9 protein-coding genes and 1 pseudogene are annotated in these 12,986 nt (G+C 38.8%); 4 read left to right on the forward strand and 6 right to left on the reverse strand.

Annotated elements, in window-relative coordinates; genetic code table 11:
- Nucleotides 1-85: 85 nt before the first annotated feature.
- Together JCM12304_RS20480 and JCM12304_RS20485 are read right to left on the reverse strand one after the other, a co-directional pair.
- Entirely contained in the window at nt 86-865 is a 780-nt protein-coding gene (locus JCM12304_RS20480; RefSeq protein WP_440130099.1) for a fibronectin type III domain-containing protein, read from the reverse strand.
- 108 nt (nt 866-973) lie between these two features.
- A pseudogene (locus JCM12304_RS20485) lies at nt 974-2,031 on the reverse strand (S8 family peptidase); the annotation flags it as partial.
- Nucleotides 2,032-2,380: 349 nt separating this feature from the next.
- On the opposite strand from JCM12304_RS20485, the gene JCM12304_RS18225 reads away from it, so the two are divergent.
- Both JCM12304_RS18225 and JCM12304_RS18230 read left to right on the forward strand, forming a co-directional pair.
- On the forward strand, nt 2,381-3,583 hold the full coding sequence (locus tag JCM12304_RS18225) for an MFS transporter (protein ID WP_060681917.1): 1,203 nt from the start codon (nt 2,381-2,383) through the stop codon (nt 3,581-3,583).
- Between the two features lie 80 nt (nt 3,584-3,663).
- Nucleotides 3,664-4,719 (forward strand): dipeptidase, encoded by a 1,056-nt coding sequence (locus JCM12304_RS18230; protein WP_082388079.1) that lies wholly within the window; start codon nt 3,664-3,666, stop codon nt 4,717-4,719.
- A gap of 201 nt (nt 4,720-4,920) precedes the next feature.
- Here the strand turns inward: JCM12304_RS18230 and menC are convergent, their stop codons facing one another.
- Nucleotides 4,921-6,039 carry an o-succinylbenzoate synthase gene (gene menC, locus JCM12304_RS18235; RefSeq protein ID WP_060681918.1) on the reverse strand — a complete coding sequence of 373 codons (1,119 nt, stop codon included), beginning with the start codon at nt 6,037-6,039 and terminating at the stop codon, nt 4,921-4,923.
- A gap of 310 nt (nt 6,040-6,349) precedes the next feature.
- Between menC and JCM12304_RS18240 the strand changes: the two genes are divergently transcribed.
- Nucleotides 6,350-7,645 carry a S8 family peptidase gene (locus JCM12304_RS18240; RefSeq protein WP_060681919.1) on the forward strand — a complete coding sequence of 432 codons (1,296 nt, stop codon included), beginning with the start codon at nt 6,350-6,352 and terminating at the stop codon, nt 7,643-7,645.
- A 173-nt stretch (nt 7,646-7,818) separates the two neighbouring features.
- Here JCM12304_RS18240 and dacB read toward each other — a convergent pair whose 3' ends face one another.
- The gene (dacB, locus tag JCM12304_RS18245; RefSeq protein ID WP_060681920.1) at nt 7,819-9,369 is read right to left on the reverse strand and encodes a D-alanyl-D-alanine carboxypeptidase/D-alanyl-D-alanine endopeptidase; all 1,551 of its coding nucleotides are present in this window, start codon (nt 9,367-9,369) and stop codon (nt 7,819-7,821) included.
- A 488-nt stretch (nt 9,370-9,857) separates the two neighbouring features.
- Between dacB and JCM12304_RS18250 the strand changes: the two genes are divergently transcribed.
- Nucleotides 9,858-10,724: a YitT family protein gene (locus tag JCM12304_RS18250; protein ID WP_060681921.1), complete on the forward strand. Its 867-nt coding sequence runs from the start codon at nt 9,858-9,860 to the stop codon at nt 10,722-10,724.
- A gap of 23 nt (nt 10,725-10,747) precedes the next feature.
- On the opposite strand, the gene JCM12304_RS18255 is transcribed toward JCM12304_RS18250, so the two are convergent.
- Nucleotides 10,748-11,734: an NAD(P)H-quinone oxidoreductase gene (locus JCM12304_RS18255; RefSeq protein ID WP_060681922.1), complete on the reverse strand. Its 987-nt coding sequence runs from the start codon at nt 11,732-11,734 to the stop codon at nt 10,748-10,750.
- A gap of 92 nt (nt 11,735-11,826) precedes the next feature.
- Nucleotides 11,827-12,822 carry an LLM class flavin-dependent oxidoreductase gene (locus JCM12304_RS18260; protein ID WP_040956239.1) on the reverse strand — a complete coding sequence of 332 codons (996 nt, stop codon included), beginning with the start codon at nt 12,820-12,822 and terminating at the stop codon, nt 11,827-11,829.
- Nucleotides 12,823-12,986: the final 164 nt, after the last annotated feature.

The raw sequence follows: 12,986 nt of genomic DNA on the forward strand, positions 1-12,986 counted from the left end.
GGACTCCGAGGCGGTTTTTGTCCATTAGAACGCACAGAAAACCTATAGAGCCTATTAACTTAGAATCCAAAATTCCCAAATTCATCTAAAACACTTGTACTAGTGATTGAAAGATGGAACGAAATAGGCCACCTATCCAGGAGAAGAATTGCATAAACAAGTTTTCGTCATTATCTTCATCTTTGTTTCCTTCATCGATAGCTGCTGCGGTACTCTGCTCGTTTTTATTGCTATCTTTACTCACATCACGCTGTTCACTTTGTGACTCTTTTTCTTCCACTTCCTCGGCTTTATTAGTTGATCCAGAAGCTGCTAAACTATCTTCTTGTTTAGCCTCCTTTTGCTTTTCATTATTTTCGCTGACCTGAGCTGGATTTTTGTGCTCTGACTGCTCATTACTTACAGGTGGTTCCTGTACAGGAGCCGGAATTGAAATACTGGGTTGCTTTTCTTCATTCTTTTTTCCTTCATCCACAGGAGGCGTTACATCTTTTTCGGGCTGCAGTTCTTGCTTATTTTCTTCTTCTTTTTTCTCCTCTTTTACCGGACTTTCCGGTTCAGGGTTACTTTCTTGATCATCCTCTGACTCTTTTTGTTTCTCGGAAATAATTAATCCCGATTTTTTCGTTGTTACGGTTTGAATAACACCTTTTGAGCGATTACCATAAATATCTTCTGTATAAATTGCAATATCATATGGTGTATTAGCTTCTAACTCCGTAAATGTGTAGGAGGTTTCTTCTCCCTTTGCCTTTTCTTTGACCATACTATCGTTCAAATAAATAATGGTCTTATCAAAATCTTCATTTTCTGGATTTACCCATTGGATAGAGAAGGCCTCACTTTCGGTTTTATGAAGCTTCAAGTCTGCTATTTCATCGGGAGCTGTAAAATCTGTAATATAACTAATACGTCCAAAACCAAAATATGAATCCCTGCCAGTTTCTCCTAAATCCTGTACATAATCTGTTAAGGCCGCTCTTCTTTCTTCAGGATTTTTATCTGGAAGCTTTTGCTGCAGAAGTGCAAGCATCCCGGTTATATGCGGACTCGCTTGGGAAGTGCCACTTGCAATACCGTAGTTTCCATTTAAATACGTACTAATAATATTTGTTCCAGGTGCTGAGAATTCAACTTCAGGTCCACTAGAAGCAAATGGAGCTGAATGAAACTGTTCATCTAATGCAGAAACAGCAATTACTTGTTCATACTTAGCAGGGTAAATCACCTTGCCATCACCTTCTCCATTCCCGCTTGCTCCAACTATAAGTATTCCCGCATCATAGGCCTGCTTTATTATTTTTTCTAAGGCGTCACTATGAAATTCAGTACCCAAAGATAGATTTATAATGTCCATTTCATGCTGAATAGACCATTCAATTGCTTTTAATAATGCATCCATATCACCTTCACCATGGCTATCCAATGCTTTAACGGCATAGATGGATGCATCGGGGCAACTCCTACTACGCCAAAGCCGTTTTGCTCTGCCCCAATGATTCCAGCTACATGCGTACCATGTCCGTTATCATCCTCCCATTTTTCCGTATAATCCACTGTGGATACTCCTCCGGCAACTTTTAGGTCTTTATGTGGGGAAATACCTGTATCGATTACTGCCACCTTCACATCTTTACCGGTTGCCCCTTCCTCCCATGCATACGAAAATCTGGATGAACGAAGATTCCATGTTTCACCCTCTACTAATGTGTCTCCGTTTTTTATCTCATTTATAGAGTTACTGCTGTTGGAGAGGGTAACTGGGACATTTTCTTCTATATATGTAATATGTTCATTTCCTTTATATTTTTCAACATCACTTGCATTTATACTCACTGCAAAAGCAGATAAGCTTTTAAAATGATTATCTATGCTTTTACTTTGATTAACAATAAGCTGCTTCCCTACTTCATCTTTGTAGCCAATAATTACATCTTTCGTGGAGGCTTCTGCTCCATAGGAACTTACAGGATGCCAAAACATACATACCAAACCGGTAAACAGTAGAAAAATGATCCGTTTAACATTCATTTATTCTATCTTCTCCTCTTAATCTATGATTGCTTTCAATATAAATTTTATCAGTAGAATCGAAGTTTGTATGTAGGAAATAGAAACTATTTACAATAATTTGTAGAAACACAGCTAAAAATATCAAATGTCTGAAAATAATGTTTTTCCACTTCTTTTTTCTCTCCAATTATGTATAATATTCTTACAACAGTTAAGGAGGAATTAACAATGCAAAAAAACTTCACATTTTTTTCAAACCAACAATCAGGGGTGAAAAAACTATAATAATTTGTTTGACCAATTATTAGAAAAATTCTCGCTCCTGATTGTTTATTAACCGAATAAACAATTACAGGAGGATAAAAAATTGAAAATAGGAACATTAGCTGCGCGGAACATTCGCATTTTATTTTGGGCGGAATTATTTGGGAGCATTCGTTTTCTCCAACCAGTACTCGCTTTATTTTATTTTGCTCGAGGCTTGGATGAGTCACTAATTTTGTGGGTTATGATATTTTGGAGTACTGGTGTATTAATAGGGGAAATCCCTACAGGCATGTTTGCCGATCGTTACGGGGCAAAGCTATCCTTTATAATTGGTGCTATTTTGAGTATCATCAGCCACAGTTTACTTATATGGGCATACGATCCTTGGGTGTTTTTTTCAAGCAGTATACTTAGCGGTCTTGCTGTAACCTTCTTTAGTGGATCGGATGAGGCTCTTATTTATGAATCTTTGAAAGAATCCAATGAAGAAGATAAAATGGACCATGCGCTTGGAATCATCCAGTCGGCTCAATTTGTGGTCACAATCGGAGTCCTAATTATAGGCTCCATAATTGCAAAGGATTTAACGAATAACCAATTTAATTTACTTATTGTATTAGGAATAGCTTTTCAATCTGTCCAAGTCGGCTTGCTATTTTTTGTACAGAATCCGTCCAACCATGGAACATATCAGGAAAATCCTTTCCAACAAGTAAAAGAAGGATTACATGCTATTAAAAAATCACCACAGGTTTTATGGATGTTTTTGAATATTACACTTGTATTTATTCCAACAGCAGCTATTTTTGATAACTTTAGTGATAAATTACTTAGTGATGCGGGTTTGCCTGTTTATCTAATCGGAACAGTATTCGCGTGTCTGGCTATACTAAGCTTTTTCATCTCACGCTCGATTGGGTGGATGACTGCAAGGATATCAAGAATCACGCTATTATATGCAACTGGTGCTTTAGGTGCCATATGTTTAATGTTTGTCGCTTTATATCGAGAGACATTGTGGGTACTTCTTCTCATGATGGTACTGCTTCGGTTTATCCGAACAGTCAGATACCCTGTTTATGCACAATTGGCGAACGACATTATTCCATCACATGTACGAGCAACGACAATCTCTTTACTCTCAATTATTGATTCTGTCTGTGATTTGGTTATATTTGCAAGTATTTCTGGAATAGCCATGTATGGTTTTGAAAAAATGTTCCTCGCCGCAGCGGGAATAGCATTAATAGGAAGTCTTATTCCTATTCGTGCTAATTTGATAAGGAATAATAATGAAAAATAGCAAGGATTATAGTGTACTTGACTCGAGGACCGAATATAGGAAGTGTAGCAAATATTCACATAAGAAAGGCGGCTATTTCGATGAATATATTCCCCACCTTTGATGGCCATAATGACACACTGCTCAGATTACAAGAGAATGAATCAACAGGGCTTCAGCAATTTTTCAGGGAAAGTACAACGGGACATATTGATTTACCACGAGCACATAAAGGCAAGTTTGGTGGAGGGTTTTTCGCTGTATTTACACCTAATGAAAATTATGAAGTCGCTCCGGATAAGTTTGTAACAGGTAATAGCTATGATTTACCATTACCTCCGCAAATTGATCAGCAAATGTCGTTAGCCTTTACAACAAGGGTAGCTGCTAACTTGTTTAAATTGGAAAGAGCGTCATCAGGTAAATTAAAAGTAGTGAAAAATACGGAGGAGTTAATCTATTGTCTCAAAAACCAAATCCTTGCAGCCCTCTTTCATATAGAAGGTGCTGAAGCCATTGACACTAATTTTGACTCACTTCACCTCCTCTATAAGGCAGGCCTGCGCTCCCTTGGTATTACATGGAGCAGACCCAATGTTTATGGAGAAGGTGTGCCATTTCGTTACCCTTCCACACCTGATATTGGTCAAGGACTTACCGATCACGGAAAGGCACTTGTCCGTGAATGTAATGATTTGGGAATTATGGTTGATACAACACATCTAAATGAAAAAGGCTTTTGGGATGTCGTAGAACTTAGTGATTCACCTATTGTCGCAACACATTCCAATGTTCACGCCATTTGTGCAATTTCAAGAAACCTGACAGATAAGCAGTTGCAAGCAATTAAGGAGACAAATGGGGTAGTGGGCATTAATTATGCGATTAATATGCTCCGGGAAGATGGAGGATTTGATACGAATATCCCCCTTGAAACCATTGTAAAACACATTGCATATATAGCAGAAAATTTCGGAATTGATCATGTGGCGCTTGGATCAGACTTTGACGGCACAACGGTACCTGATTCGCTTAAAGATGTGCAAGGATTGCCTAACTTACAACAAGCTTTAAGTAACTATGGTTTTACAAATGAAGAAATTGAGAAGATTGCCTATAAAAATTGGGTGCGGGTTTTAGGGGATACTTGGAAATAGATAATACGAAGATATAAATATTACTGGAGAACAGCCGTCTATTATCTGATTAAAGATACTACTTGGCTGTTCTCTATTTGAATTTCAGGTTCTCTTATTTTTATAAATTTAACGTTAAATAATGTATTTCCCGGGCAATATTCGACTAAATGGTCCAATTGTTGCAACTTCTTTTTCACCAAATTGAAACAATGGCAATTTTTAGTGGAAATTAAATGTTTTCACATCTATTGTAGCCTTCTTTAATATCTTTTCATCTACCTCATAACCTATTCCAGGCTTATCTGGAACATGGATTAACCCTTGGTTCACTTCAACCTCAGGTTGGATAATGTCTTCCTGCCAGTAATGTGATGACCCTGCTGTATCTCCAGGCAATATAAATTGTGGCAGCGTTGTTAATGCCACATTATGAGCACGGCCAACTCCTGCCTCCAGCATTCCCCCACACCAAACAGGAATATTATTCTTTTCACAATAATCGTGAATACGTTTTGCTTCCGTTAAACCACCAACTCTGCCTATTTTAATATTAATTATTTTGCAGCTACCGAGTTGGTTGGCCTTCTTCACATCTTCCAGAGAATGAATGCTCTCATCCAGACAAATTGGCGTATCCATTGCTGCCTGCAATTTTGCATGATCAACTATATCATCGTGTGCTAATGGCTGCTCCAGCATCATTAAATTTAACTCATCCATTTTTTTTAAGTGTTCTATATCTTGAAGTGTATAAGCAGAGTTCGCATCAGCCATGATTGGAAGGTCAGGAAAGTGGTAACGAACCTCTTTTAAGACATCAATATCCCTTCCAGGCTTGATCTTTATTTTTATTCGTTTATAGCCTTCCCGTACATATTTTTCAATTACATCCAGCAAATCTTGAGTTGTTGGCTGAATACCGATGCTGATCCCGACATCAATATTCTTTTTCGTGCCCCCGAGTGCTTCTGAAAGCGGCATATTCTCTCGCTTTGCATATAAATCCCAGATAGCACCTTCCAAGGCTGCTTTTGCCATGTTGTTCCGCCGAATGGAAGAAAATAAGCTGGAAACATCATCAGGATGAGCGATCGTGTTTTTCTGAAGTATTGGAATTAAAAAATCTTCCATTATATGCTCATTTGTCTTTACGGTTTCCTCTGTATACCACGGGCTAGTAAACGCAACAGATTCTCCAAAACCACGCTTCCCATCCTCATCTACAGCTTCTGTAATAAAAAATTCCTTATCCTTTAGAGTGCCGAAACTTGTTGTAAATGGATTGTTTAATCGCATGCTCAGCTTATGAAGTTTAATTTGCTTAATTGGAATAGACATTTTAAAGACCTCCGTTACCAAGTGTATTCTTCCCAATTATAAATGAAGCGCTATATTTTTTAATGATAAAGGCTCTAAGTATTGAACAAAACTATGCTATGCCTTATAAAACCACCTATATATTTGTGTGTTTTTCACCTTTAATGAAGGAAAATTTTTTGCTAACTAATCTAAAAGCATTAGTTAACTGAATTTTGGGATATTTGACTTATTGTAATTTACCAGAAAAGTAGATAAGCTTTAGAGCAAGTAGTGCATGCAGTCGAATAAAGCAAAGTAAAAACAACTATTCTATAAGGAGGAAGTAAGGATGACGGAGAGGAAACAAGTATGGTTTGAAGAAGCCAATTCCAGACTAGATCCCGGATTAGTAGGACAGTTGATGAAAAAAAGAAAAGAAGACCCAAATGAAACAAGTGAGGACACGCTACCAGTAATTGTGAAAGTTTACCAGAATTGCACAAAGGATATGAAGGAAGATTTGTTAAAAACATGTGAGGGAGATTCTTGTAATACGTTAAATGATGATATGGAAATTTTACACTCGTTGTATGGAGATTTAACACCCAAAAAGATCAGAGAACTAAAAGATCATGAGGCAGTGGAACGTATTTTTTATGACCGAGATGTAACGGCGTTTCTTGATGTGGCTACAAAAGAAATAAATGCAGTAGAAGTACAACAAGATCTTGGTTTAACTGGGAAAGATATTACTATCGCTGTCATTGATTCCGGAGTATTTCCGCATCCTGATTTAACAAAACCGGAGAATAGAATTGTAGCTTTCAAAGATTTTGTTAATAAGCAGGAAGAACCTTATGATGATAATGGCCATGGGACCCACTGTTGTGGAGACGCTGCAGGAAATGGACACCATTCTAATGGAAAGTATACGGGCCCAGCACCGGCTGCTTCAATTGTTGGGGTTAAAGTCTTAAATGAAAAAGGCGGCGGGAAGCTTTCCACTATTATACGAGGGATAGAATGGTGTATGAAGCATCGAGAAAAGTATGGTATACGAATTATTTCTCTATCTCTAGGTGCTGAAGCATATGAATCTTACCGTGACGACCCACTCACCCAAGCAACCCAAAAAGCCTGGCATAGCGGTATAGTTGTATGTGCTGCAGCCGGAAACGACGGTCCATCACGCAGCACCATTAGTACGCCTGCCATTGATCCATTCATTATTACAGTTGGTTCTGCGGATGATCAAAACACAGTAACTCGATCAGATGCTGTTATTTCCAAATTTTCGAGTCGTGGTCCAACCATTGATGAATTAGTCAAACCAGATATTTACGCACCTGGTTCAAATATTATTTCTCTATTATCTCCCGGATCGGCGCTAGAAAAACAAATACCTGAGCGTGTAATAGATGAAAATTATGTATCACTATCTGGCACTTCGATGGCAACACCTATTTGTGCAGGAGTTATCGCTCTAATGCTTGAGGCAAATCCTCAGCTAAGTCCAAATGACATAAAAAGTATTTTACAAGCAACATCACAACCAACACTTGCAGATAAATGGGGATATATACATGCTAAGACTGCCGTAGAGATGGCAAAAGATTACGTACAGCAGGTGCAGAAAGTGAATTGATTGAATGAGGTGGTTGAGGAGCCCTCTCATCTTGGGGAGCGTTCTCTCATTTGAATGGTGGAGTCTCTCATCTTGGAGCCAGGTTCTCTCATTTGGCATTTGATTATGTCCGCTTCAAAATTTGTTACCCGTCCATTAAAAAAGAACATCTCCTACGGGGAGATGTTCTTCCTTTATTCTTCAAAGCTGTGCTCTGCTAGTGCTGTCACAATTGCATCTTGAATTTGTGGCATGGATCCTTGGATATAATTGTTCATCATAATGGAGAAGATTAACTTTTCCCCATCCTTGTTTGTTACATAACCCGATAGTGTATTTACACCGGTTAAGGAACCGGTTTTAGCATGGACTTTGCCTTTTGTTGCATCCCCTGTTAAGCGGTAGCGCAATGTTCCACCAACCATTCGCTCAGGCTCTCCGCCAACAGGAAGTGCCTGTTCAAACACTGGGAACCAGCTTTCATCTTGAATTTCAAACAGTAGTTTTGACAACTGATTTGCTGGCAGCAAATTCTTATGAGACATCCCTGCTCCATCACGAAGACGAATTGTCTCCATCGCCAAACCATTGCTTGAAAGGGCCTCCTCAACAACGTCAAGTCCTTTATCCCAGCTTCCCTCTTCCTTTATTACCCGGCCCATTTCTTTCACTACAATTTCTCCGTGGCCATTGTTACTTAATTTCAAGAATGGGACAAGGAGCTCTTTCAATGGCATGGAGTCCTTTTTTGCAAGTATTTCTGCATCTTTTGGTGTCTTTCCAACAGTTGGTTTACTGTTACCAATCAATGCAATTCCTTGCTTTTCCAAGGATTTACGAAATACATCAACAACATAGCCAGTTGGCTCCCATACTGCAATCCAAGATTTAGAGGAGGAATCTAGCGGAAGATTTCCACTTATAGTAATCGTATTTGTGCCATGGTCCCGCTGAACGGAAATATTTTTTGAAGTCCCTTTTGCTGTCGTTTTAGCTTTATTGTTAATTGAAACGTAATCGGTATCTGGTGATAGCACTACTTTAGGTTGGTCACCAGCTTTTTCACCAGGGAGCACTTGAACGATTACCGTACCTGAGTCGTAGTCCGTATTCGGTGAAAGAGTTAGTGCGGAAATTTGCGCTGCGGTATAATTACTTTCATCATCCCAGTTAATATCAGTTGCCAGTCGCACGTCATCAAACCAATTGTCGTCCCCAACTAAGTTTCCTTTTACTTTACGAATGCCCTGCTCCTTTAATTGTTTGGCAAAATGATCTAAGTCATCCTTTAGCAAGGTGGGATCCCCTTTCCCCTTCAAATAGAGGTTTCCATGTAACACCTTTCCTCTTAATTTTCCACCTGTCAGTACTTCTGTGGAGAATCGATAATCTTCTCCCAACGTTGATAAAGCTGCAATTGCTGTGAGAATTTTCTGGTTGGAGGCTGGATGTAAACGCATTTCGCCAGAATGGTTATATAGTAATTCACCATCGCTTGCCTTACGGATGCTTACCCCCGTGGATGTTCCTTGCAACTGACTTTTGTGTAAAATAGCATCAAGCTTCTCTTGAAGTTCTGTAGCGGTCATGGAGACTTTTTCATTCGGTTGTTTACTGTCCACTTTCGTAATCTGATCAGATGCTACTACGTTGGAGTTGCTTTCTTTGATGACAAACGGAATACATACAAGTGCAATAATAAGTACTGTAAAAAGAATGTTCCTCATCTTTTTGCTAAAACACATTAGCCTGTCCTCCTTATTGAAATTAGATTATTTAGAATTATACCACTATATAACAGCATCTCCTATGGATTACAAAAAAAGGGTTCTAAGTACCCAATGTAGTTTTGACCAGTCAAACCAATTCAATACTTTCAGCATATGTGAAAAGAGATACAACAATTACCTTTTGTGCAAAGGATTTAATTATTTACTATTGCTTCCATTCTATCTAACAGGACAAACACATATAATTAGGAGGGGTGATTCTATGGATGCATGGAAAAACAAGATCACAAACGATACAATGGTAATGCTTAATACTTTACTAACTTCCAAAAAAATTTACGGAAATTAAAAGACTTACAAAAAATTTATTTACGAAACTTAGTTTAAATTGAATTAACAAATTTCATTTTCCACTGTGCGAATCAAAACTCAGTACTTTTGTTTATGTTAAAATTAAATTAATGAGTAAGAAATACATAAATTCTTTTTAAGGGGTCTATCGAATGAGGGAACATACCAAACAAAAAAGCAGGACTTCAATTATATTTAAATACATACAAATGATTGCAGGTGCAGCCATTACAGCTGCCTCCCTTGAATTATTCCTCATACCTAATTCGATTATCGATGGCGGGATTATTGGAATATCGTTATTAATCAATCATTTATCGGGACTGAATTTTGGTATTCTTATCTTAATTATTAACGCTCCCTTTCTTGTGGCAGGATACAAACACATAGGAAAAAGCTTCTTTATTGCTTCCATTCTCAGTATTGTTGCTCTATCCATTCTTGAAGCTCCTCTAGAGCATGTTGCCCCAGTGACAAATGAGCCCCTTTTAGCTACTGTTTTCGGCGGGTTGATTCTTGGGATTGGTGTCGGTACGGTCATTCGGGCTGGAGGTGCACTCGATGGGACTGAAATACTTGGAATACTTCTGACGAAAAGGCTTCCTTTTTCTGTTGGGGAATTTGTTATGTTTCTTAATGTATTCATCTTTGGTTGGGCCGGATTCGTGTTAGGATGGGAACAGGCAATGTACTCCATTCTAACGTATTATATTGCTGCAAAAGCAATCGATGCGGTTGGGCAAGGCTTCACCGGTGATACAAAAGCTGCAGTAATTGTCTCTAATGAATATGAAGAGGTTGCCTCTGCAATTAATGACAGACTTGGCCGGATGGTTACGAAGCTACACGGGCAAGGTGGCTATATAGATAAAGATAAGGATGTTATTTTTGTAGTTGTAACACGTCTGGAGCTTTCAAAATTAAAAACAGTTGTGCATGATATTGATGAAAAGGCGTTTATTACAATTATGGACGCCCAAGAAGTCCACGGCGGCAGATTTAAATCAGCTATACACTAAGAAAGAGAAGGATAGAGAATACACTATCCTTCTTCATTTATTCGAAGTATAATCTTACCAATATTTTTATTTTCCTCCATATGCCTGTGTGCTTCCTGCACATCCTCTAATTTAAAAACCTTATCAATAATTGGCTTTACCTTATTCTCTTTAATTAATGGCAGTACTTTTCTAGAGAAATCTTGCGTTAATTGCTGTTTATATGCATCGCTTCTAGGCGTCAAAAGCGTCCCTTTTAGTTGCACTCGTTTTAACATGAGATGCATCAAATTTACTTTTTCGATTTCTGTTCCACCAAGCACCCCAATCAGAATCCAGCGTCCATCCGTTCGGATACTTTGCAAATTTTTTTCCCAATACGATGCACCAATGAAGTCCAGAATGAGATCTGCCCCTTGGTCATTTGTAGCTTTTAGTACTTCTTCTGGAAAAGATTCTTCTTTATAATTAATACAAACATCTGCACCTAGTGATCGGCAAAAATCGAGTTTTTCAGCTGAACCGGCTGTAGTAATAATTTTTGCTTTAGTCAACTGCTTAGCAAGCTGAATAGCTGCAGTTCCTACACCGCTGCCTCCAGCATGGATGAGCACGGTATCTTCATCAGTCAATTCGCCGAGCCAAAACAAGGTCTGGTATGCGGTGAGAAAAACTTCCGGAATAGCTGCTGCCTCTTCAAACGAAAGATTATCTGGTATAATCATCGCTCGATCAGCAGGCATCACAGCATATTCTGCATATGCTCCCCCATTTACAAGTCCCATTACCCTTGTTCCTTTTTCAATGTTTGCATCTGGATCGGAATCCACTACCTCCCCCGCAACTTCAATGCCTAATATCGGATTTGTGTTATAACCAGACTTTCCTTCCCTATTCACGATATCTGTACGATTTACAGCTGCTGCGCTTACTTTTATTAGAATTTCTCCCTGTTTTGGAACAAGCTTGGGGAATTCTTTCACCTGTAACTGTTCCGTCCCGCCAGGTTGTTTTACATTAACTGCTTTCATACGACGACTCCTTTCTTTAGAGAAAATTGAGCAAGTGGACTTCTTTTCTATTAAATGAAAAATAGCTTATATAATACTTAGACCTCTTTGCTCTATAAATCAAAAGCCTCTGCAAGCAGTTGATATGACCTCCGCTTTTTTGCATGGTCATGAATATTTGTAATGATCATAAATTCATCTGTCTGATAAAATTCACTTAAGCGAAGAAGTTCATTTTTTACTTCTTGTAGATTCCCAATTACACAACGCTTGCGATTTTCCTGCATGATTTCCAATTCTTCCTGAGTGAATTCCTTCTTTTTTACTTCCTCCAATGTTGGCACTTTTGTATCTGCGCCTTTTCCCACACTTAATAACCATTTATCCTGTGTCAATGCTAGTTCTTCCGCTTCTTCCGTCGTATCTGCACACACAACAAATATACATACCATTGTTTGAGGGGTGTTCATAGATACTGATGGCGTAAAAGACTTCCGGTATGTTTCCAAGGCCTCTTTTCCATTTTTTGGCGAAATAAAGTGGCCGAAGACGAACCCTGTTCCCAATGCAGCCGCATTACTCGCGCCACGTTCTGAAAGACCGAGTACCCACATTGGCGGGATCTTTTCTACACGTGGTCCTGCTTTTACCAACCGAAACTCATGGTCTTTTGGTAACGTATTATGAAGAAATCCCTGCAAATCTGCCAATTGACGCGGGAAATCCTGTAAGCTTTTATTCATGTTATCCGTTATTGCTAACCTTGTTAGCTGGGAACCCCCAGGCGAACGGCCAACACCCAAATCAATGCGTTCCGGGAAAAATGCTGCTAATGTTTTGAAGTTTTCCGCTATTTTATATGGGCTATATTGAGGGAGCAGCACACCACCTGCACCAACACGTATCCTCTTAGTGACTGAAGCGATTCGAGTAATCATAATTTCAGGAGAGGAACTAGCAAGCCCATTCGTATTATGATGCTCTGCCACCCAATATCGATGGTAACCTAATTCTTCTGTCCATCTGGCAAGCTCCAATGATTGCTGTAATGCTTCCTCAGGGCTGGAATGACGAGAGATGGGTGCCTGATCCAACACACTTAATTTCATCAATCTCCCTCCTTCTGATACTAGTTTATATAATCAGAAGATAAAATGGAAATGATCGATATGGTTCTGCTTATTAAAAAGAGCTTCTACCGCAATTGTTGGGGTACAAACGTATTTGTTCATTCATAGTTGGAAGAAACTGCGACGTAGTGGATATGATTTTT

Source organism: Virgibacillus halodenitrificans JCM 12304, from assembly GCF_001310895.1.
In the GTDB taxonomy this organism is placed as follows: domain Bacteria; phylum Bacillota; class Bacilli; order Bacillales; family Amphibacillaceae; genus Virgibacillus_Q; species Virgibacillus_Q halodenitrificans.

Bases quoted from the DNA above. Each gene is read 5' to 3' on its own strand.
- dacB (WP_060681920.1), bottom strand. From the start codon at position 9,369: ATGTGTTTTAGCAAAAAGATGAGGAACATTCTTTTTACAGTACTTATT.
- JCM12304_RS18240 (WP_060681919.1), top strand. From the start codon at position 6,350: ATGACGGAGAGGAAACAAGTATGGTTTGAAGAAGCCAATTCCAGACTA.
- JCM12304_RS18260 (WP_040956239.1), bottom strand. From the start codon at position 12,822: ATGAAATTAAGTGTGTTGGATCAGGCACCCATCTCTCGTCATTCCAGC.
- JCM12304_RS18230 (WP_082388079.1), top strand. From the start codon at position 3,664: ATGAATATATTCCCCACCTTTGATGGCCATAATGACACACTGCTCAGA.
- JCM12304_RS18250 (WP_060681921.1), top strand. From the start codon at position 9,858: ATGAGGGAACATACCAAACAAAAAAGCAGGACTTCAATTATATTTAAA.
- menC (WP_060681918.1), bottom strand. From the start codon at position 6,039: ATGTCTATTCCAATTAAGCAAATTAAACTTCATAAGCTGAGCATGCGA.
- JCM12304_RS18255 (WP_060681922.1), bottom strand. From the start codon at position 11,734: ATGAAAGCAGTTAATGTAAAACAACCTGGCGGGACGGAACAGTTACAG.